Here is a 21,991-nt window from a genome sequence, read left to right as displayed (position 1 = left end):
TCTATTGCTAGCAAGCTGTTTTCATTTTAATAGAGAGGATTTTGTTTAATTTCTTCATCAATTGCCTTCACTAACGTCTCTGCATCCTCTGCAGTGACGATTTCTCCATTGACGATAGCGAAGATTCCTTGCTCACAAATCTCACAATGTGATGTACAGCCGGATTCTTCAATTTCAATATCGGATCTTTCAACTAGTACATCATAGGCATCTGCTGCACCAAGTGATAAATTTGTGATGCAAAATTCTACTCTATTTTTCAATTGCTGTGGCTCTTTCTTTTTCTTAAAAAGAGAAAATACCATCCTTTAATCCTCCCACTCACTTAAACAAATTTCAAAAATATTACCACTAAATATCACACTTTTTTAGCTCGTTCTTGTTTAAAAGTCAACTCATATATACCATATAATAGCATAAGCAATATCATATATAAGAATGGTTCGCACCAAATAAATTATGTTTAATTATAATTTCTAAACTGGAAAAAAGTAAAGAACCTTGACCATTATCTTGGATCAAATTTCGGCGTAAACGTTTTATGTATTGGTAAAGCCAAGATGCGATAAGCTTCTTGGCTACAAATATTACAAATTCTTTTTTAAACACACTAAAAACTCAATCATTCCATCTTCTATTTTGGCCGTTGCGTTTCCATCTAATTTTTCTGCTAGCAGCTTGACAATAGATAGCCCTAGACCAGTGTTTTTACGTCTGGAATTGTCAGTTGTATAAAATCGATCAAAAAGCTGGTTAGGATTTAGTTGAATATTTCCGTCAATCGGATTCTGAAAACTGATATATGCATGTTCTTCTTCTAACCATATCTTGATAGTTACATCACCTTGCGCATGCATGATGCTATTTCGTACTAAGTTTTGCACAATACGTAACAGCATTTCTTCATCAGAGTTAATAATGAGCGGCTCAAAATTAGGCAAATTAACAGCTATTCCTTTTTGTTCAAATTGTACAAAGGCACCAGCAATCTCTTCAAATATAATATTTGATATATTGATACGATCTTTTTTAGGTTTATCTTCATTACTATGTAAATAGGAATATTCAAAAAATGTTTCTAATAATTGCTCCAGTCTTCCAATATGTTTTTGTGCAACTTCAAGCTTGGCAAGCTGCTTTTCTGTTAAAGGTTCTTTTAGAAGCATTTGTTGATAGCCCTTTATCGCAGTTAGCGGGGTACGAAAATCGTGAGAAATGTTTGAAATCATTTCCTTATAGTATTTTTCTTCGCGTTTAATATACGATCTTGATTTTTGCGATTCTATTAATATGCGATTTATATTGGCCACAAGTTGATTTACTTCTTTGTTTAATAGCTCTACACTAATCGGCTGCGTATAATGCTCATGTAGACGTTGTGACAATTGTACGTTCATCAATCGTAGTTGCCTTTGTATATAAAAAATATAAAATAGTAACCCTACAATGATTACAATTGCCACGAACCACATTCCCCGCATCCCCTTACCTGATTTCTACTTTTCTAAATGTCATGAATGTTAAATACAAAACTACTATTATAAAGATAACACAAATGGAAAAGGCCGAAATTATATCAGCTTTACTCATGCTTAAATTAATCGAAATATACTCCACTGAATATGGTGTAAAGGATAATATTTTATTCATAATCTCAAATGAATTTTGGAAGCTCGCTACCTGTCCAAAGAACATGGACATCATATAATATGCAGATACTACAAGCACAGATTTTCTTAAGACAAAGGCAAGTAAAATACAAATCGTTAACTGGGCAAGATAGACCATTGTCATTGTGATCATTATTGTTACGTATTCGCCAAAGCTACCACTAGTAGTCAAAGTTAGAATGCTTAAAAAACCTGCCGCATTCCCCCCCATACTAAACGTGCTGTCCATTAATAAACCAATTATGGTCACGATGATATACGGACTTACAAGAACAATTAGTAATAACCAGTAAACAATCGCTTTACTTATGACAATTTGGATTCTTGCAAATCCGCTTATAATAGGATGATGGATATTTTTTGTGTCAAAATCTGAACAAATAAGTGTAGTGGCAAGTACTGCGCCTGCTATTGACATGATATTCATATCAGATAATAAAAAACCAACATTACTGATATTTTCATTGATCGAGTTATTGCCGATACCATAGGCAATACTAAGCATTGCTATTGCAGAAAATGTTGTAAGAGCCAGTAAGACCCAAAATATTTTAGATTTAGTTGTTTTGTAGAGGTAAGCACGTACTAAATTAAACATGTCGCTCACCTCCAATTAACGTAAGGAAGAAGTTCTCTAATGTATCTCCTTGTAGACTAAATTCCGTAAGTGTTATTCCATTTTCAAATAATGTTGTCGATACATCTCCTAGTTCTTCTAAGAAATCATACAATTTAATGGTTTTATTAGGCATGACATGAAAGTTTTGTGTTTTAAGAACTGTTTCTAATACTTGTGCACATTGTTCTGGAGATGTACAGCCAATGCGAATATAATGTCTACATTCTTCATCAAGCTGTTGTTGAGTCATTTGTTTCATAATTTTCCCTTTATGAATAATGATATAATCAGTTGTTGTTAGATAAAGTTCTGGTAAATTATGACTCGAAATTAGAATCGTCATCTGTCTCTCTTCACAAAGGCGTGTTAAAAGCTGACGAATTTCCACAACACCTTGAGGATCTAGCCCATTTACTGGTTCATCTAAAATCAATAGCTCTGGGTTAGTTAATAACGCAATGGCAATGCCTAAACGTTGTTTCATTCCTAGTGAAAAATGCTTCGCTTTCTTATTGTTTGTACTCGTCAATCCAACCAATTGCAGTATTTCATCCTCAAGCTCCTCATTCGGGATCCCTCTCATTAAACGATGATATTTAAGATTACCTTTTGCAGTCATATCAGGGCTAATCGCTGGTTGTTCAATCATGCTGGCAATACGTTTTCGTTGCTGCTGTATTTCCTTGTCAGATGATTTTCCAAATAACTCAAATGAACCTTTTGTTTGAAAACTAATCCCTGAAATTATCTTCATTAAGGTTGATTTACCCGCTCCATTTTCACCAATAAGTCCATAAATACGCCCTTCTTTTAATTCGATTGATACGTCGTAAAGGACCGTTTGCTTTTTATAAGTTTTTGTTAATTGATTCGTTTTTAATATGGTTTCACCCATAGTAAGCACCTCCCTTTCATATTCATAGATTACTCATGAAAGGTATAGATAAAGTAAAGATGGCGTATAGATTACGGATAATTTATGGACGTAAACGATAACCAAGCCCTCGAAGCGTCTCGATATAATCCGCTTGTGGATTTTTTGTCTTTAATTTATGACGAAGATTACTAATATGGATTTTAATAATATGTTCATCTCCTAAGTATTCCTCCTGCCAAATGGATTCATATAAATTTGCTTTCGTGAATACTTTCTCTTGGTTTGTCATAAACAGTTCAAGCAATAAATATTCCTTTGCAGTTAGCAAAACTTCTTCACCATTCACTGTAATTCGCTTTGCGACATCATCAAGTACTATATCCTTAAATTGTAGTTGTTTCATTGGTGTAGCTTGTTTTTTAACACGACGTAAGATAGATTCAATACGTGCAAGAACCTCACCTAGGTCAAAAGGTTTCGTAATATAATCGTCCGCTCCTAAACGAAGCAAATCAATTTTTGTTGACACTAAATCTTTAGCTGAAATCATAACAACAGGTACATCTGAAATAGCGCGAATTTCTTTTAATAATTCATCTCCACTTTTATAGGGAAGCATGATATCAAGAAGCACAATATCAAACTCATTTTGCATAAATGCTCTGTGACCTTCTAGACCATCCATCACACTTGTCACCTGATAATCTGCTTGCTCAAACAATTCTGTTAACATTGCATTTACATCTTCATGATCCTCAACCATTAAAATCCTCAATACAATCACACCTTTGTTAAAATATCCCTCTTAATATTATATAAAACTATATGTTATTCAACATTAAATGATTTTAATAGCTATCACCACAACGTAGGATTGTTTTTCATTTTGACTAGGCGCCAGTATTTTATGTGCGAAAGCGGAGCGGCAGTGACAACTGGATGTTGGCCACGAAAGCGGTATTATAGGACATTCTGAACCGATAATTACTTAAATCGGAATTATTGACTATAATTTCACAAATAATCTCTCGTCTGAAATAGACTTAATAACTGTTCTGGAACTTGTACAGTATCCTTATAAAAAAGGTACACAGGAACATTAGGCAAAGCTATCTCATCGAAGGGAACGATATTAAACCGACCTTCCATCCGCTCTCTTCTAACAATCATCCGTGGCAAAAAAGACATGCCAAGCCCATCCTTGATTAAACGTTTTACCACATAGGACTGAGAAATGGACACTTGCTTTGTCACTACATATTTTTCTTGCAATTTACGTAATAAACCCTCCCATATCGTCGGATGATGATGTGTAAATAAAGTGTAGGTTTGGAATAATTCCTCATAATCAATATAAGCACCTGTCTCATCATCGAAAGCATCGAGTGGAATGACCAATTCTAAAGGACTTTCAACCAGTAGCTCTTGACACCAATGTCGGTAACGAGTTGGAAGTAACGAAATGCCAACATGAGCCTTATCCCTATTTATTAAATCTTCAATTTTTGCTGAATCTTCCACAAGAATCGATATTTCAATAGAAGGGTATTCATTAATAAACTGGTAAATAACATGAGGCAATATCGTTTCGACCATTAATGGGGTCATTGCAATAATTAGCTTTTCTTCAATACCTTTTGTTGCTAACTGAAAACGGTCAATGCTTTTTTCCCATTGATGGATGATTTGCTGAGCTTCTATTAGAAAGAGCTGTCCTGCCTCCGTTAATTGCACACGATTTTTCTCCCGTTTAAACAATTTAACATTCAAAAATTGTTCTAATTGATGAATATGAACGGTAATACTTGGCTGTGATAAATGTAATTCTTCTGCCGCCAATCGAAAATTACAGGATTTGGCTGCTACAAAATCTCGCCCCTTTCATTAATGTTTTTAATCAACTTCATTAACTATATTTAATTTACTAAATTATCCAACAATAATAAACTTAAAATTAGATCGATACTTTTACACAAAGGGGAGAATCGTATGTTAGCTACATTAAGTCAACAATTCCGTACTTTTGCCAAAAATGAATGTGAAAATTCAAGTCCGCTGTATGAACATCTTGCAAACAAAATTGCCAATGATGAAGAAATATTAAATATTGCTGCATTTGTGCCTCCAGGACAACCTGCGCCTAATTTATTATTAGCAGCGGTTCACTATTTGCTGTCATCAACAACAGACGATTTAGCTGATTTTTATCCGTCCTTCACGACAACGCCAAAACCATTGAATGAAGTGTATCCAGTTTTTAAAGCATTCGTAATGTCCCATTCCGACGAATTGAAGGTTTTATTGCAAGAAAAGCTTGTGCAAACAAATGAAATTCGCCGTTGCTCGTATCTTTATCCAATGATGACGGAAATTTATGAACGCCATCAAAAACCGTTAGCCTTTATAGAAATAGGCGCCAGTGCAGGACTCCAGCTAGGAATGGATCAATACAATTACGACTATAATCAACAGCTTATTACTAATTCTAAAGGTGCTTTCGTTTTGTCTTCAGAAAATCAAGGCGAACCACTTCCAGCGTCTATTACGAAAGCTCCTGTAGTTTGTCAAAGAATTGGTATAGATTTAAACCCTATCGATATCCATAATAAGGAAGATTTACATTGGCTTCAAGCGTTAATATGGCCTGAGCATCAAGAACGAAGATTTTTGTTAAATCAAGCCCTTCCTATTTTAAAAAGCCTTAATTTACAGCTTATAAAAGGTGATGCCATTAAACTCATTAAAGATATTAGTCGAGATATTCATGAAGATGCCATGTTAGTTGTTTATCATACACATGTGGCCAATCAAATCCCAATGGCATTACGCCTTGAATTAATCGAACAATTAAAAGAAATTAGTTTAGAACGACCGCTCTACCATTGCTATAACAATTTATTTGATTTACAACTGCATCAAGATTTTATTGAGCATGGGGAAATAGAATCTATACGAATAATGGAGCGTCCTGATGGTCATGCTCGGTGGTTTAAATGGTCCAACAAAAAATAAAAGCAATTAAAAACGCTGCATAAGATTTCCCACTTACGCAGCGTTTAAATTTTATTATTAGTCTCTAAAAATCATATTCAGCATCTTTTTTAACACGAATTTCTGCAAATGCATCCGCTATCATCACGAATTATTTGACCATTTATGCTTCAATTTATTAGCAAGCATAATAAGTACTAATAAATACAGTAATACAAATATTGTCGTAATTATTTTCTGTTCTTCAAATTGAGATCCAGCCAATGTAAATGCAAGCATAGTAGGAAACTTTCCGATAAGTGTTGCCACAAAGAAGGGCATAAATTTAATCTTAGAGACTCCAGCAATCGCATTAATAACAGCTGAAGGCATAATTGGAACTAATCTTCCTATTAATATGGCCAAAAAGCCATTTCTTTCAAGTAAATTTAAAAAACCATCAATAGACTTCCATTGTGTTATTTTTCTCAATGCATAATTTTGTAGTGAATATCGGGCAAGGTAGTAGAAACATATTGAACCAAATATAGTACCTCCTAAACTTATAAGCAGCGCCACTATAAAAGGATAGCTAGTGGCAATAATACTTGCAATTAATGGAATTGGTACAGCTGGAATAAAAGCAAGTGCGGACATAATGAAAAAGCTTGAAATAGCAGACCACAACGTCGGCACTTGAAGCCAATCTAAAAATAATTTCATACTATTCTCCATCTTTAGCGAAAATAAAAACTGAAACTTCATTCCCTATGAGATATTTCAATTCATCATTTTTAACTTTTTCAAAATGGTACGTTACTACAATTCGTATATTACCTTCAATACTATTATACTCAATGTATATTCAATATAGGAATCATCTTCTAGTTGTTATTATTCGGCATTGTTAATATGTCTCATTCATTGGACCTTCAATGGTGTCAATCATGTTGCCTTTTGTATCAATCATATAAGTGGTTGTCAGCGTAAGTACTTGATATGCACTACCTACAAACCCTTCTTCATCTATCAAAACTTCAAAGGTTAGTCTATGCTCTTTCACAAATTGAGCAACCTCATCTTCCCCATTATCCTTATTTGTTGGAATGTTAATATGTCAACACTAAACTGGACGAATGAAGATATAGTAAAAACTTATGAAACGAAAATGTGAATAGCTCCAACAAGAAATGCCAAAACTATCAAAATCGTATGTGTTGTTCGAAGACTTTTCACTTTTTTGTTTTTGAATAAAACAGACCCTACGATACTAGCAATCACTATTAATCCGACTGCTCCTAATCCAATAATCCCTTCACTTTCCAATTCCCCTTCGCTAAGGTACATGAAAATTCCATGAATTATACTTAAAACTAAGGCGATTATTCCAATAAATATATGATATTTTCCAAAAAACCTAGAAATAGATATAAACATTTTTTTCAATCCTGGAAAATTAGTGATAACCAATTTCATTGATCTTCTAATTGGATATATTAATCCTGCAATAATCATTGCAATCACTGTTCCCCATCCAACTGCTTCCCCTATATCCTCATAAGAATCTTCTCCCTTAACTCCCTCGTGATTTTCATAATATTTTTCGAAATCGTCATCAGCATAAACGAGGTTGCTCCCTGTTGTTACATAATTAATTGTCATAATGACTAATATTGAGATGAATAACATTTTTAATTTCTTCATAAAAATCCCCTTTAAGTAGTGATTAATTTTTTTTAGAATAATCTTCACATCTGAAAATTATCTGAAATTATTCGAGGATTTTAAAAAACTCTTATAATGAACCCACTTATTCCATTTGTTTAGACTACTTAGATCAAATTTAATTATGCCTCTAAAATATTGTGATTGCGTTACGGTGCATAGGTCTTTATTTGTATCAGGACATCAAATTGTGATGCCGTAAAGTGGAAGTGGGGATTTTACGGCAGTTACTCTCTCACCTATCGTCACAAAAAAAACGCTGCTTAAGATTTTCATCTCATGCAGCGTTTTTTCTAGTAATTTCGTCCATCACTAAATTCCATCTTGTATTCAGCGAGATCTAATAACGTAACTTGATGCTCTGGATTTTAATCTTGTAAGATTTCAACGACTTTACTGATGGCTGTTTTTGTTTTTGAACCGACAATTGAACCATCTAATGCTACGATTTTCATGCCGTACACTCCTTATTTAGCTGTATATTTTTTGATTGCAGGGATAATATCGTTGCCAATAATTTCAATATTGTTCATTAATTTTTCAAATGGTACTCCCCCAAAATCGATTTGTCCCATAAATCGTTGCATACCATAGAGCTCGAATTGATACAGTAATTTTTCAATAATTTGTTCCTTACTGCCAACCATTAAGGCGTCTCGTGTATCTGGGGCTTGTGCAAATTGTTGCTTTGGATAACCCGCGCCACGAATTGCTTGGAATCCACTATTTAAATGTGGATACATCCCTTGTAGTGCCTCTTTCGTCGTATCAGCGACATAAAATAAACTTGTCGTAGCAATCGGTAACTCTTTCGGATCAAAGCCACTTCGCTCCGCTGCTTCTCTGTAGGCATCTACTGAGGGCTTAAAGTTAACAGCTGGGCCACCTAATGTTGTCAGCATCATCGGTATCCCCATATAGCCCGCTTTAATGGCACTTGCTGGAGGTCCACCGACTGCACGCCAAATCGGCAACGATCCATTTTTAGGTTGTGGCAAAATTTGTGCATTATGAAGTGGCGGACGGAATTGTCCTTCCCAAGTGACAAGCTCGCTTTCATTTATTTTTTTTAGCAACTCTAATTTTTCCTCAAAAATTTCTTCATAATCCTGTAAATCTACGCCTAGTAAATGATATGCTCCAACGCGAGAGCCGCGTCCAGCAACAATTTCAGCCCGTCCGTCTGAGATCAGGTCGATCGTCGCGAAATCCTCATAAACACGTACTGGATCAGATACACTCAGTACCGTCGCGGAGCTTGCTAGTTTAATTTTTGAAGTTGCTTGGGCGATAGCTCCTAAAATAACCGTGTGTGCCTGTGTAGTAAAGTACGATTGATGACTTTCGCCAACACCAAATACATCAATACCTGCTTGTTCTGCTAGCTGACTTGCTTCTATTAGCTCTTTAATGCGTTGCTGAGCTGAAATACGTTCACCTGTTAATGGATTTGGGATGTGATCGCCCAGAGAATATAGTCCAAATTCAATGCCCTTCGATTGATCAATACGATATTTTTCCATGATTAAAATCCCTCCTTAATCTAGCGGTTCTAAAATAGCTTCGATTTCTGCACGTTTTTCTTCTAAAAATGGAGGAAGTTCAAGCTCTTTACCAAGATCCTCTACTGCCGAATCGACTGTAAACCCTGGGCCATCTGTTGCCATTTCAAATAAAATGCCGTTGCGATCTCTAAAATAAAGACTTTGGAAATAATAACGATCTACAACACCCGTACTATCAAAGCCTCGCTCTTTAATTTTGGCATCCCACTCTTGTAATTCCTCAAGAGTTGCGACACGTAAAGCAAGGTGATGAATACTGCCTCGCCCTGGTTTCTCACTTGGCCCTTCTAATTCTTTGACGACAATCTCTCCAAGTACTTCACCCGCAATCGATTGCAGCACTGCCTCTTCTGCACTTTCAGCAACAACTGTATATTGAAATAGATCTTTAAGTAAGTTCACTGTCCGTTGTAAGTATCGAACGGTTATCTCCACTGTACCCATTCCTAAAATACGATGCTCCGTAGGTATTTCCACGCCGTCCCACGGTTGCCAATTAACAGGTATTTCTTGACCATGGTGATTTAAAAGCACCATTCGTAAGCCTTCATGATCTTCAAAAAACAATGCATCTTTGCCTGCATATGTTGTAATATCACTATGTTCAATCTCTAATTGTTGAAAGCGATTTTTCCAATATTGTAGACTGTCATAGCTTGGCACTAATAGGCCAATTCGTGTAATGGCATTTGTTCCTCGGACTGTCCGTCCCGCTACAGGCATTTCGAAGAATGTTAATTCGGTTCCTGCCGCTCCTGTTAAATCCCCATAAAATAAGTGATACATAGATGGCGAATCTTGGTTGACTGTTTTTTTCACACGACGTAAGCCAAGGATTTTTGTGTAAAAATCATTATTACGTTTGCCGTTTTTCGTTAACATTGATATATGATGATGTCCGCTTAATTTGTTCATGAATGTTTCCTCCTAGCCTTCACTTGATTAAGCAAGTGATATTGTAAAAAAACTACGCTGGCGGTAATTTTTTTGCACGACTGTGCTTTTCTAATTTTGACATTAGTGTATTTAAAGTTTTCATTTCTTCTTCGGATAATACTTCTTCAAAAAATGAGGATTGAAATTGTAGCTGACTTGGTGTTGCCTCATTAATCATCTGTTCACCTTTAGTTGTCAGCGAGATTGTTTTGGTCTTCCAATTTTGCTTGCGTTCAATCAGTCCCTCTTTTTCCAGGCGAGCAAGCATCCGAGACATTCCACCTTGCGTCACTGTCACTTTCTCTGCTAACTGTGATTGCGTTAACGGTGCATAAGTCTTTATTTGTATTAGGACATCAAATTGTGCAGTCGTTAAGTCAAAGCGCTTTAAAAACTCATTGGATAGCTGGTTACTTTGATTTGTAAAGCGCATCATCCGAATCCATGTTAGTGACCCGAGTGTGTGTTTTCGCATTGCTTCCTCCTCCTCTCATTCATCACTTTACCACGCAAGTGATAAGTAAGCAAGAAAAATATCTCGAATTCAAGATATAATTGAGTGTGAAGCTCACACTATATAATGCCATGCGTTGTAATTGGATATAAGTTTCCTTTAAAGGCAAAAGAAATTCTTCCTGTTTCTTCAGACACTACCATGATGAGCGCATCACTTAATTCACTTAATCCTAATGCTGCTCGATGCCTTGTACCTAGTTTTTTTTCTCCAGTATATCTCTCTGAAAGTGGTAGGACATTGGCTGCCGACTCAATCTGATTGTGCGTGACTAAAACGGCTCCGTCATGCAGGGGGTTTCCAGGGAAGAAGATAGATTCTATTAAGGAATGGGTTAATTCTGCACCAATATGAATACCCGGCTTTATAAGAGAATTTAGGGAATCTTCTCGTTCAATCACAATTAATCCGCCATGTCTTCTTGTAGACATATTTTGTACGCTATGTGAAAGCTCAGGATATTTTTCTGTAAACGGGGAAAGATAGCAATTTAAATAAAATGTTGCAGCCTTCATTTCAATCGTTACAAATTTTTCTTTAATTTTTTCAAAATTTCCAAGAAGGCAGTTTGTATCGATATCCATTGCTTCTATACTCTGCTGTAGTGACATAATAACTTGCAAAAGCTCTTCCTTTAATGTTTGTTTCATCGGTGAAAAATCGCAATTTATTGGATTCATAAAAACACCCCGCTTTTCTAAGTTATTTTAGTTTCTCTCTATGAAATTTTTTTATGCGCTTTAGATTCATTTCGTGAACATAGTTGTATGTATTTACACTCACTTCTCTTTATAAGACGTTAAAGAACCACACTATCGATACAAATTCAACGATAGTGTGGTTCTTTTGCTTAGGGTATTACATACTTCCAGCGCGAATTTTCTTCACAATACTGAATGTTGTGTAGGCAGCTGCTGGTGCAAGTACTACGATAAAAATAAGCCAGACCGTTAAGTTGTCCGTCGCTTTTAACGTGTCATAGTTTGTAAAAACAAAAATGATTAGACCAATTAGTAATAAATAGCTCAGCACATTCGGAAAAATAACGATTAATCGTAAAAGTGCTGGTGGCATTTTTTGCTGATTCATATAAACCACTCCCCTTTTACTTAATTATACGTAAATCAACTCTTATCCGCACTATATTTCTCTAATATTCAAAGTCTCCGTTATTACTAGTTTACTACGATTATACTTTATACTTCCCTGCTGAATCTTGTAGATTCTCTGCTGTCGCATTGAGTCTATCAATAATCATGGTCATTTCATTCATACTTACTGCTTGGTTTTTAGCTTTTTGAGCGACAGCATCGACACTTTCGGAAGTTTGTTTCGCCAGTAATGAGACATCTTCCATCGTAGCCGTAACTTCCTCTGTACTTGCTGCGATTTCCTCCGTGGAACTCGAAACTAAATCAACTTGCTCTGCTAATACTTGGACATCATTATTAATCCCTTCAAAAGACTGCTGTGCTTCATGGACAATGGAACGACCAGCATCTAAAACCTCAGCAGTTGAATGGATAACCGATACAATTTTTGCTGTCTCTCTTTGTACATTCATAACTACTAGAGAAATTCGATCAGCCGCTAGTTTTGAATCCTCTGCTAATTTGCGAACCTCCTCTGCCACGACCGCAAATCCTTTACCTGCCTCGCCAGCACGTGCCGCCTCAATCGATGCATTTAGGGCTAATAAGTTTGTCTGATCAGAAATTCCCGTAATGACATTTGTAAACTCACCAATCATGCTAGATAGTTTTTCTAATTCCTTTGTACTCATAACGGATAAGTTCGTTTTTTCATGAATTTCTACTAATTGTTTTTGAAGATTATTCATGATTTGCAAGCCATTATCCGCATTTTCTTCTGGATTTCTTGAGATTGTAGAAATTTCAGCAATGGATTCAGAAATATGTTGAATACTGCGTGCCAATTCTTCCATTGAATGTGCACTGTCTTCTGTATTTTTTTGTTGAGCAAAAGATGCTTGTGCAACCTGACTAGATTCTTCCTGTATGTTTTTTGATGAATCAAGCGTATGATGGGCATTTTCTTGAATTATGTATGTTGCTTCTTTAATATGGCTAGCTTCCTGCTTCAATTCACACATAATGCTCTGGAAACTTTCCATCATCCCGTTAAATGATACAACTAATTGGCCAATTTCATCTTTAGAGTTTATGTTTATACGCTTTGTCAAATCGGCTTCACCTTTACTAATTTCCTCTAATGAACTGCGAACACTTAAAATTCGAGAGACTTGTCTAGAAATAGATAATCCAGTTGTTAAAAAAATGATACACACAACGATTAATGAAGCAACAATCGTGCCAATTAAAATCTGTGAAAGCACTGCATTTGAAACGACGATAGCTAAATATGTACCATTTGATAATGGTTTTACATATTGCATAACGCGTGTTCCATCAAAACGCCCCGAAAATTCAGAAGCTTCTTGCGTTGAAAATTGTGCTGGTAAGAATCCAATATTTTCAAGGTTTTTATCTGCCGTTGCCGCTAATGTTTCACCTTTGTTATTGACAATAGCCGCATATAGGACAGTAGAAGATAAATAATTATTTAACTGATTGATATATGATTCACTACCAATACTAGCCTCTAAATCTAATAGTTGCTGTCCATGCCGTGCAACCTGTACAATCTGTGGCTTTGTTGGATTCCAGCTACTTACCCCAACAAATTTGTAAAATTCATTGTCAACATCACGGATTTGAGCCTTTTGCACAATTTCTTTTGCACGTCCATCTAATAGCTGCATATATTCTGCCGCTTGACCATTTGGATCGGAACCAAAGTTAAAGTCGATTGTCGGTGCCACTGATGTGATAGTTGTATTTCCTTTATCGTCCGTACTCCAAATTTCATCAATTCCGCCGCGTTCTGCAATAGCCTTTAAATCCTCATAAGTAGCGCCTTTCTCAATTATAAAAGAGGCCATTATTGACTCAGCAATCATTTCTTTTTCCATTATTTCTTCTGCTTTTTCTCTTGATTGTATAGCACCCTCCATTCCCATAACAATGGAGTTCGCGATTGCCTCCCCGTTGTTCTTTACATTTTTGTAAGTTGTTTGATAAATATAAATAGAAAAAGCACCAATAATTAATACGACAATGCCCATAATTTCCAGTAGCATTTTCCACTTCATTGATTTCCCCATATTTACTATCACCCCTAAAAAATACGATTATTTCCATTTCATCATACAATATCATTTTAAAATTTATCATTATTTTTTATTACATTGAGAATAATAATTTCCAACAAAGAAATAATTGTCACAATTTTATAATAAATACTTTCAATTTCTAATTAGGAAAAAGAACTCAGATATAAAAGACTATTTTATGATTTGAAGGAATAACGGTAAGAGAAATGAAAATAAATATAAAATCGAGTATTTAATAGGCTTTCCCTCAATAAATCCGCTCAATTTACAGAAGTTTTGATAGGTATTATAGTACTGTATATAAAAAAGAACCTTTTAAATGAAGCTTCTCTAAAAGGTTCTTTTTCGGGCCTATAAATTATATTAAAATAATTTATTGTCATGCCAATTAAATACGGCTTGATCGGATGTAAGGTAGGTTTGTGGGAAAATTGCTTGCGCTTCCTCTAAAAAAATAGGTAAATCATGCGGTAGGAAGCGAGCACTTAGATGATTCAAAAGTAAATATTTTGCTCCTGCTTGTAGAGCAACCTTTGCTGCCTCGATATTTGTAGAGTGACCGTAGCTGGCTGCTAAGTCTGTCGTAGTGCCGTCAAAAGTAGCCTCATGAACAACGATATCTGCCTCGTGAGCTAATAAAACGGCCTCCTGGCAATATTTCGTATCGCCTAAAATCGTGAGCATAAAGCCTTTTTTGGGCGGAGCGACAACATCTTTTGCATGAATAATTGTGCCATCGTCGAGCTCCACATCTTTTCCACCCTTCAATTGTCCTAGCAAAGGACCTTTTGGGACACCAAGAGCCTGCACTTTTTCCATTAACAGTTCACCAGGCAAATCTTTTTGCTCAATACGGTAGCCAAAGCATGGGACTACATGTCGGAGCTCACTAGCACTAACCTTAAAATGACTATCCTCAAAAATAACACCCTCTTGAACTTCAACAAATTGTATTGGGTATGTTAAATGAGTCTTCGATAAGGCAAAGGTTTGCTCTATCCATTGTTGTAAACCTTTTGGGCCAAAAATCGTTAAAGGCTCATCTCCTCCTTGAAAGGAGCGAGAGCTTAAAAAACCAGGTAAACCGAAAATATGGTCACCATGTAAATGCGTAATAAATATTTTCGTTACTTTACGTGGCTTTAAGGATGTATGCAGAATTTGATGTTGGGTAGCCTCCCCACAATCAAAAAGCCACATTTCCCCCACTTCATCTAAAAGCTTGACCATCAGGGCACTTGTATTTCGTTCCTTTGAAGGCATTCCTGCGCCTGTTCCTAAAAAATGTAGTTGCACATATGCCACCTCACTTCTATGTCTATCGCTCTATTGTACATTATCGTAAACAATAAGAAAAACCTTTGGGGGTGCTTTCTCCAAAGGTTTTAATGTTATTTCGGTTCCCAAGATACAAGTGCAGCATGGAAGTCATGTCGATAATAAAAACGCCCGTTCTTTTCTTCAATAAACGGCATGAGCGACTCCTCAACATGTGCTCTAGTAAAATCCGTATTTAATATTTTTTTACTTTGTGTTATCACAAGCTGCTCATAGCTTTCGTATTCATACACTCGTTCTAATGGGATGATTTTGCAATCCGCGTAAATATCCATTTCATATAACAAATTTAAAAACTCTATATAATCCCTTCGCGGAAATTTAATATCGTAGCCATATTTTTTAAACAAAATCTCATAATGAGGTTGAATCGGACCTGTTGTCATGCCAATAATAGCACGCTTTTTAGCAAGACGATTCATCTGGTAAAGTGCTGATTTTATTTCATACATGCGATAAAAACAATTGACACCAATGACAATATCATGAGTAGTAACCTCATCCTTAGCAAGACTTTCCCATTTTGCATGAATATAAGAAACATGTCGTTTATCCTGCATGCAATTTTGTAGATAGCTAAGGATGCTATCTGAACTGTCTACGCATGTTAGCTGTCGCACATGCTCAGCTAACGGAAACGTATAATTGCCCCACCCTGGACCAATTTCTAAAACCGAGTGTTCTGGTTGAATACTTTTTTTAATTTCTTGAAAGATCCGTACTGCGTAAGGATCTGTTTGTCCGGCCTTTTTACGGACAACCGACTGCGCCCAAAATTGCTCCTCTAATTGATCATTGACCATTCTTTCAGGCATATGACCATGCCAGTCCTTCATACCTTCCTGCCATAATGCCTCATAATTAATGGCTAACGGTCCTTTTCTTGTCATACACGTACCTCTACATTCATGATTTCGTATATTTTTTTTATATCGAGATTAGCACGCACATGCTTTGCCAGCATATTGTAAGCATCCTCTCTGCGTTCTGCGTCACTCTTTACATCACTTGGTAAAGCAGCTAGCCCTTTTTTCATGCGAATGTCATTGATAAGTTGTCGTGTAAAGGAGCGATTATGGAATAAACCGTGGAAATAAGTTCCGATAACTTGATCATCAGCACTTACTGCCCCGTCCACTCGCCCATCTGTAAGTTGTAAAAATGGTGAAACTTCATCACGCAAAATCTTTGTACGTCCAAGATGAATTTCATAGCCTGTAAACGTATCCTGTCCTCTTGTCCCTGTCATTTGAACCGTTTTTTTATCCCCAACAAAAACGGTTTCAATTGGCAGTAGCCCTAGACCTTCGGCTGAATCGCCATTGCCTTCTACTGCATCTGGGTCTAGTAACGTTTCGCCAAGCATTTGGAAGCCACCACAAATACCAATAATTTTTGTGCCTCGCTCGCGTAAATTAGCGATTGCTTGATCGAAGCACTGTGCTTTTAACCACGCTAAATCATCTATTGTGCTTTTTGTTCCAGGTAGTATAAGTAAGTCGGGCGTACCAAGCTCATTGACATTACCAATTAAACGTACACCCACTTCTGGCTCATCGAAAAATGGATCAATATCTGTAAAGTTTGAGATGCGCGGCAAGCGAATCATTGCCACATCCACTGCAAACTCCCCTGGTATTGGCTTTTTAAAGCGCAATGAAGAAAGTGCAAGCGAATCCTCAGCCTCAATATTGACTTCTACATACGGTACAACTCCAAGTACAGGTATGCCAGTTTCACGCTCTACCCAGTCAATGCCATCATCAAGTAATTCACGCATTCCTCTGAATTTATTTATGATAAGACCTTTGACACGCGCACGCTCTGCATCGTCAAGTAATGCGAGTGTACCGACAATCGATGCAAAGACGCCACCTCGATCAATATCTGCAACTAAAACAACAGCTGCATCCGCTAAATGGGCCATGCGCATATTCGCGATATCACGGTCCTTTAAATTGATCTCTGCTGGGCTTCCCGCACCTTCAAGAACAATAACATCATATGTATTCTGTAACGTTCGTACAGACTTTTCAACGATCGGCATTGCTTCCTGTACGAAATTATTGCGATAACTTTTGGCATCCATATTTAAAAAGTGCTTACCATGGACAATGACCTCAGAAACCATGTCTTGCTTTGGTTTAAGCAAAATAGGATTCATATCGGTCGTCGCGACAACACGTGCTGCCTCTGCTTGTACACCTTGTGCACGGCCAATTTCTCCGCCATCCTGCGTGACAAATGAATTAAGGGCCATATTCTGCGATTTAAACGGTACTACCTTTAGCCCATCGTCCGAAAATATACGGCATAGTGCAGTACATATCATACTTTTCCCAACATCAGAAGACGTTCCTTGAATCATGATAGATTTTGCTGGCATAGTCTTTTTCCCTCCGTTTTTATTGTTGAAGCGCGGGTATTCTTCTCCGTTCCGCGGGTATTTCCTGCTGAAGCGCGGGTATTCTCATTCATCCCGTGGTTTCCTGCTGAAACGCGGGTATTCTTCCCCTTTCCGCGGGTATTCCCTGCTGAAACGCGGGTATTCTTCCCCTTTCCGCGGGTATTCCCTGTTGAAGCGCGGGTATTTTCATCCATTCCGCGGCTCCCTGCTGAAGCGCGGGTATTCTCATTCATCCCGCGGGTTATGCAGGTAATTCAACTTTTTTACTGCTTAGAATTCGAGGCCTTTCACAGCTGGAATTCCTTCGTCATAATAATGCTTTGTCGCATCAATTGTAGATACTAAATCTGCCAGTGCCATAAGTGCGGGATTTGCGCTACGTCCTGTTACTACTAAATGCATTGTTGATGGACGCTGTTGAATCGCTTCAATAACTTCAGTTACTGGTAGCACATCATCAATCGGAAATTTTGTGATCGCAAGTGCATTGTTTAGCTCGTCTAGTACGAGTAAATCAATCGTGTCGTCCTGCAAGGCCGCTTTTGTTTTCTTCCATGCTTTTGCTAAAGCAGTGCGATGCTCCTCTGGCGTTTTTGTCCATGTAAAGCCAATGCCCATCTGCTCCATTTCTATGCCGAGCTTGCGAAGGGCAATTTGCTCCCCATATGTACGCTCTGGAGATTTAATAAACTGCATATAACGTACATTCAGGCCTCTACCAACTGCGCGCAGTGTGACACCAAGAGAAGCCGTCGTTTTGCCCTTCCCCTCACCTGTATACACTAAAAACAAGCCTTTTCTAGCCATTTCTTTAAGCCTCCCTTAAAGCCATGTTGTTTTTTCTTCAAATGCTGTACGCTTCTTGTCTTTAAGCTCCTGCACTTCTGGATAGCCAATAAAAATAGTCCCTACTACTTTTTGTAATTGACTCGCTCCGATAAAAGTATGCATTCTTGCATCATGAACAAGCCCTACTCCACGTGTGCGCCATACAAAGCCAAGCCCTAACTCCTCGGCAGCTAGCCACATGGACATAATAGCACCGCATACAGCAAAGACATTATCTTCTGTCGCATCAGCATCATCTTCTACAATATCTGCGGTAACTACAATGGCAACAGGTGTTGTTTGAACAACCTTTAAGGAGCTTTCCACTAAATTTGGTTTTGTTGGGAATCGTTCCTGCAAATAGGCACTCGCCATTTCCTCATAACGTTTCATGGCCTCGTCTTGAATAACATAAAAATGCCAAGGCTCACGCATACGGTCATTGGGTGCATAAGTGGCAGCTTGTAAAATTTGCTCGATTTTCTCTTTTTCAACAGGCTGTGTCGTATAATTTCGAATGGCTCGACGATTTTTCAAGGCCTCGATTACTGTCATGATTTTTCCCCCTATGCTAAATATTAATTATGAAAAAGCAAGCCCCTGCTCTTCAAACCACTGAATTTTTTCTCGTACATTGACTACATCGCCAACGACGATCATGGAAGGATTATGGTAACCCTCTCGTTCAATAATGTTAGCAATCTCAGCAAGTTGTCCTGTAATGGTACGCTGTTTGTCTGTTGTTCCCCACTCAATAACCGCTACTGGAGTAGTTGCTTTACGACCGTTTTCGATTAGTTTTCGTGAGATATAAGCAATATTGCCAACACTCATATAAAAGGCAACAGTATCGATACCTGTTGCAAGTGCAGGCCAATTTAAAAAGTCCTGCCCCTTTTCTTCACGACCATGTCCAGTTACTAGCGCAAAGCTTGTCGCACAATCTCGATGTGTGACAGGGATACCGGCATAAGCAGGGGCAGCAATTCCCGCTGTAATTCCAGGTATGACTTCATAAGCAATACCATGATTTTTTAAAACTTCGGCTTCCTCTGCACCACGTCCAAAAACAAATGGATCGCCACCCTTTAATCGTGTGACAATTTTGCCTTCCTGCGCTTTTTTGACAAGTAATGAATTTATCTCATCTTGAATGAGATGATGCTTACCAGGTAATTTACCGCAGTATACAAGTTCAGCATCTTTTTTCGCAAACTCTAGTAATTTAGGATTCACAAGACGATCATACGCAATGACATCAGCCTTTTGAATACATTCTAGTCCGTACACTGTAATAAGCTTCGGATCTCCTGGTCCAGCTCCAACTAAATACACTATTCCGTCTTTCATCGCGCTTCTCCCATCAATAATTGTTGTAAATAAGCTTCTCGTCTATCAATCTCTCCATTACGTGTCCATTCTAGTAAACTCGGTTCAAGCAGTGCTTGTAATGCTGCACGTCTTTGCTGACCTTTTTCAAACTTAGCAGCAATCATTAAACGTGCCTGCTGTAAAAAGCATACATAGTCATCATAAATCTCATCAAACTGCTCTTCGAGATCGGCTTTGATTTTACGTGCTAGCCCTGGACTTGCCCCTGACGTTGAAATGGTTAACACTAAAGGACCACGACGCACAGTTGCTGGTGTGATAAAATCACTCTCACTTTGTACATCTGTTCGATTGATTAACTGCCAGTGCTGTGCTGCTTCTTGAACAGCTTCATTAACTGAGGTATCATTTGTTGCTGCAATGATGAGTATTGCATCGTCTAGATCACGCGGTTCAAATTGTTTTTCACGCCATGTAATTTGCCCTGATTCTGAAAGAGGCAGTAATGAATCATGTAGAGTGGGACTAACAACAACGATATTTGCTTTAGCTGGAAGCAATGAAGCAACCTTCTGAGCTGCTACGTGTCCCCCACCAACAATCACTACGGTTTTAAATTCAATATTGAGATGAATAGGAAAATAATTAGTCATGATTTTTCACCTTCTTACAAGCTGTTAGCCAGTTATCAACAAGCCTCGGGTTCGATACAAAATGAAAATGCGTATAGCCAGCCACTAGATTCTCTGCTTGATAGCCCTCTTGTTTGTTACCAAAGCGCCCTTTCGTTTCATAGGCTGGCGAATGGTGTGTACCGCTATATGTTGAATAGTGGAATTCATGTCCCTTTGCTGCTTCATCTGAAGCAATTAAGAAATTATTTTGTGTACCAAAAATTTCACGATAGCCGAGAGCCGCTAGCTTTGTTTGCATCGCTACTTCACCTGGAATAACACCTACCATCTCATAACGATGACCATTACTATTTGTAATAGCCTCCGTCAAATACATGAAGCCTCCACATTCGGCTAATGTTGGTAAACCTTTGGCAATTGCTTCACGAATAGATTTTTTAGCATCCGAATTTTCCGACAAAATATCCGCAAATTCTTCTGGGAAACCCCCACCTATATACAATCCATCTGCTTCAGCAGGAACAGGTTCATTCGCAAGTGGTGAGAAAAATTGCAGCTTTGCTCCTTTTGCACGAAGTAGAGCCAAATTTTCTTCATAATAGAAGTTAAACGCGGCATCCTTTGCTACAGCAATACAAATATTTTGGTATGGTTCTTCTGCAAATAATTGCCCTGATTCTTGTAGAACAGGAGCCTTTGTTAAGTCAAGCAATTGATCTAAATCAAGTGTCTCTGCCATCAGGGAACCTAGTTTATCAAAAAATGTATCAAGTTCTCCTCGTTCAATCGCAGGCACTAGCCCTAAATGGCGACTTGGAATATCGATTCCTTCCTCGCGCTTCATGTAGCCGATAACTGGGATACCGCACTCCTGCTCAATAGCAGCTTTTGCAATCTCATAATGACCGACACTACCGACTTGGTTGGCAATTACACCAACAATATTCGGTTTATCCGACAACAATTGAAAACCTTTCACAACTGCCGCTACACTGCGTGCCATACTTGCACAATTGACAATTAAAATTACAGGGCTTTCTGTTACAACACTAATGTCTGCTGCAGAGCCAGCATCCGATAATGGACTTTTTCCATCATAAAAGCCCATCACCCCTTCAATAATAGAGACATCTGCATCCATGCTTGCTCGTGCGACAATATCCCGCACTGCTTCATGTGAAAACATCCAACTATCGATATTTCGTGATACCCGTCCTGTTACAGCAGTATGATAGGTTGGATCAATATAATCGGGGCCACATTTAAAGCCCTGCACAGTCTTACCTTTTTCCTGTAATGCTTTCATTAGCCCGATGGTAAAAGTCGTTTTACCAACCCCACTGCCAGTACCAGCGAGTACAAAGCGATTTGTTTGCATAGGC

General features: G+C 37.7%; 25 protein-coding genes and 2 pseudogenes. 1 reads left to right on the top strand and 26 read right to left on the bottom strand.

Translation table 11 applies throughout. The annotated features are described in order from the left end of the window. Positions 1-26: 26 nt before the first annotated feature. From ACIQXF_RS19105 to ACIQXF_RS19075, 7 genes and pseudogenes are all read right to left on the bottom strand, one after another. On the bottom strand, positions 27-305 hold the full coding sequence (locus ACIQXF_RS19105; RefSeq protein WP_402786101.1) for a YuzB family protein: 279 nt from the start codon (positions 303-305) through the stop codon (positions 27-29). 282 nt (positions 306-587) lie between these two features. Beyond that, a complete protein-coding gene (locus tag ACIQXF_RS19100; protein WP_402786098.1) occupies positions 588-1,472 on the bottom strand; it encodes a sensor histidine kinase in 885 nt (294 codons plus the stop codon). 13 nt (positions 1,473-1,485) lie between these two features. Then, a complete protein-coding gene (locus ACIQXF_RS19095; RefSeq protein WP_402786095.1) occupies positions 1,486-2,268 on the bottom strand; it encodes a hypothetical protein in 783 nt (260 codons plus the stop codon). Then, positions 2,261-3,184, bottom strand: a complete 924-nt coding sequence (locus ACIQXF_RS19090) for an ABC transporter ATP-binding protein (protein ID WP_402786093.1) — start codon at positions 3,182-3,184, stop codon at positions 2,261-2,263. The genes ACIQXF_RS19095 and ACIQXF_RS19090 overlap by 8 nt, the downstream gene beginning before the upstream one ends. Positions 3,185-3,266: 82 nt before the next feature. Further along, the gene (locus ACIQXF_RS19085) at positions 3,267-3,941 is read right to left on the bottom strand and encodes a response regulator transcription factor (RefSeq protein WP_402786091.1); all 675 of its coding nucleotides are present in this window, start codon (positions 3,939-3,941) and stop codon (positions 3,267-3,269) included. 239 nt (positions 3,942-4,180) lie between these two features. After that, a complete protein-coding gene (locus tag ACIQXF_RS19080; RefSeq protein ID WP_402786148.1) occupies positions 4,181-4,900 on the bottom strand; it encodes a LysR family transcriptional regulator in 720 nt (239 codons plus the stop codon). Continuing rightward, positions 4,889-5,017 (bottom strand): annotated as a pseudogene (locus tag ACIQXF_RS19075) (helix-turn-helix domain-containing protein); the annotation flags it as partial. The pseudogene ACIQXF_RS19075 and the gene ACIQXF_RS19080, both read right to left, overlap by 12 nt. Positions 5,018-5,155: 138 nt before the next feature. Here ACIQXF_RS19075 and ACIQXF_RS19070 point away from each other — a divergent pair. Then, positions 5,156-6,178 carry a DUF2332 domain-containing protein gene (locus tag ACIQXF_RS19070; RefSeq protein WP_402786088.1) on the top strand — a complete coding sequence of 341 codons (1,023 nt, stop codon included), beginning with the start codon at positions 5,156-5,158 and terminating at the stop codon, positions 6,176-6,178. 123 nt (positions 6,179-6,301) lie between these two features. Here the strand turns inward: ACIQXF_RS19070 and ACIQXF_RS19065 are convergent, their stop codons facing one another. The 19 genes and pseudogenes from ACIQXF_RS19065 to ACIQXF_RS18975 all read right to left on the bottom strand — a co-directional run bounded on the left by ACIQXF_RS19065 (position 6,302) and on the right by ACIQXF_RS18975 (position 21,987). Further along, positions 6,302-6,871, bottom strand: a complete 570-nt coding sequence (locus ACIQXF_RS19065) for a TVP38/TMEM64 family protein (RefSeq protein ID WP_402786087.1) — start codon at positions 6,869-6,871, stop codon at positions 6,302-6,304. Between the two features lie 172 nt (positions 6,872-7,043). After that, positions 7,044-7,244 (bottom strand): TlpA disulfide reductase family protein, encoded by a 201-nt coding sequence (locus ACIQXF_RS19060; protein WP_402786146.1) that lies wholly within the window; start codon positions 7,242-7,244, stop codon positions 7,044-7,046. A gap of 47 nt (positions 7,245-7,291) precedes the next feature. Then, positions 7,292-7,840, bottom strand: a complete 549-nt coding sequence (locus ACIQXF_RS19055) for a hypothetical protein (protein WP_402786084.1) — start codon at positions 7,838-7,840, stop codon at positions 7,292-7,294. A 317-nt stretch (positions 7,841-8,157) separates the two neighbouring features. Beyond that, a pseudogene (locus ACIQXF_RS19050) lies at positions 8,158-8,316 on the bottom strand (FMN reductase); the annotation flags it as partial. Between the two features lie 12 nt (positions 8,317-8,328). After that, a complete protein-coding gene (locus ACIQXF_RS19045; protein WP_402786081.1) occupies positions 8,329-9,384 on the bottom strand; it encodes an LLM class flavin-dependent oxidoreductase in 1,056 nt (351 codons plus the stop codon). A gap of 15 nt (positions 9,385-9,399) precedes the next feature. After that, positions 9,400-10,341: a ring-cleaving dioxygenase gene (locus tag ACIQXF_RS19040; RefSeq protein WP_402786078.1), complete on the bottom strand. Its 942-nt coding sequence runs from the start codon at positions 10,339-10,341 to the stop codon at positions 9,400-9,402. A gap of 52 nt (positions 10,342-10,393) precedes the next feature. Further along, on the bottom strand, positions 10,394-10,837 hold the full coding sequence (locus ACIQXF_RS19035; RefSeq protein WP_402786075.1) for a MarR family winged helix-turn-helix transcriptional regulator: 444 nt from the start codon (positions 10,835-10,837) through the stop codon (positions 10,394-10,396). Positions 10,838-10,935: 98 nt separating this feature from the next. Further along, the gene (gene cdaS, locus ACIQXF_RS19030; RefSeq protein ID WP_402786072.1) at positions 10,936-11,556 is read right to left on the bottom strand and encodes a sporulation-specific diadenylate cyclase CdaS; all 621 of its coding nucleotides are present in this window, start codon (positions 11,554-11,556) and stop codon (positions 10,936-10,938) included. A 178-nt stretch (positions 11,557-11,734) separates the two neighbouring features. Then, positions 11,735-11,965 carry an acyl-phosphate glycerol 3-phosphate acyltransferase gene (locus tag ACIQXF_RS19025; protein ID WP_402786069.1) on the bottom strand — a complete coding sequence of 77 codons (231 nt, stop codon included), beginning with the start codon at positions 11,963-11,965 and terminating at the stop codon, positions 11,735-11,737. A gap of 100 nt (positions 11,966-12,065) precedes the next feature. Further along, positions 12,066-14,060 (bottom strand): methyl-accepting chemotaxis protein, encoded by a 1,995-nt coding sequence (locus ACIQXF_RS19020; protein WP_402786066.1) that lies wholly within the window; start codon positions 14,058-14,060, stop codon positions 12,066-12,068. A gap of 372 nt (positions 14,061-14,432) precedes the next feature. Further along, entirely contained in the window at positions 14,433-15,365 is a 933-nt protein-coding gene (gene rnz / locus ACIQXF_RS19015) for a ribonuclease Z (RefSeq protein ID WP_402786063.1), read from the bottom strand. Positions 15,366-15,460: 95 nt separating this feature from the next. Next, positions 15,461-16,297: a class I SAM-dependent methyltransferase gene (locus ACIQXF_RS19010; RefSeq protein WP_402786060.1), complete on the bottom strand. Its 837-nt coding sequence runs from the start codon at positions 16,295-16,297 to the stop codon at positions 15,461-15,463. Continuing rightward, the gene (locus ACIQXF_RS19005) at positions 16,294-17,793 is read right to left on the bottom strand and encodes a cobyric acid synthase (protein ID WP_402786057.1); all 1,500 of its coding nucleotides are present in this window, start codon (positions 17,791-17,793) and stop codon (positions 16,294-16,296) included. The genes ACIQXF_RS19010 and ACIQXF_RS19005 overlap by 4 nt, the downstream gene beginning before the upstream one ends. Continuing rightward, the gene (locus tag ACIQXF_RS19000) at positions 17,772-18,008 is read right to left on the bottom strand and encodes a hypothetical protein (protein ID WP_402786054.1); all 237 of its coding nucleotides are present in this window, start codon (positions 18,006-18,008) and stop codon (positions 17,772-17,774) included. The genes ACIQXF_RS19005 and ACIQXF_RS19000 overlap by 22 nt, the downstream gene beginning before the upstream one ends. 76 nt (positions 18,009-18,084) lie before the next feature. Next, positions 18,085-18,621 (bottom strand): cob(I)yrinic acid a,c-diamide adenosyltransferase, encoded by a 537-nt coding sequence (locus ACIQXF_RS18995; RefSeq protein ID WP_402786051.1) that lies wholly within the window; start codon positions 18,619-18,621, stop codon positions 18,085-18,087. A 15-nt stretch (positions 18,622-18,636) separates the two neighbouring features. Next, positions 18,637-19,197 (bottom strand): nitroreductase family protein, encoded by a 561-nt coding sequence (locus ACIQXF_RS18990; protein WP_402786048.1) that lies wholly within the window; start codon positions 19,195-19,197, stop codon positions 18,637-18,639. A gap of 27 nt (positions 19,198-19,224) precedes the next feature. Further along, entirely contained in the window at positions 19,225-19,992 is a 768-nt protein-coding gene (cobA, locus tag ACIQXF_RS18985) for a uroporphyrinogen-III C-methyltransferase (RefSeq protein WP_402786045.1), read from the bottom strand. Further along, on the bottom strand, positions 19,989-20,627 hold the full coding sequence (locus tag ACIQXF_RS18980) for a precorrin-2 dehydrogenase/sirohydrochlorin ferrochelatase family protein (protein ID WP_402786042.1): 639 nt from the start codon (positions 20,625-20,627) through the stop codon (positions 19,989-19,991). Before ACIQXF_RS18980 ends, cobA begins: the two co-directional genes overlap by 4 nt. After that, positions 20,620-21,987: a cobyrinic acid a,c-diamide synthase CobB gene (locus ACIQXF_RS18975; protein ID WP_402786039.1), complete on the bottom strand. Its 1,368-nt coding sequence runs from the start codon at positions 21,985-21,987 to the stop codon at positions 20,620-20,622. Before ACIQXF_RS18975 ends, ACIQXF_RS18980 begins: the two co-directional genes overlap by 8 nt. Positions 21,988-21,991: the final 4 nt, after the last annotated feature.

Origin of the sequence: Lysinibacillus sp. NPDC097231, from assembly GCF_044761885.1 — a bacterium.
GTDB lineage: Bacteria > Bacillota > Bacilli > Bacillales_A > Planococcaceae > Lysinibacillus.
This window is presented reverse-complemented; position numbering and strand designations above follow the sequence as displayed.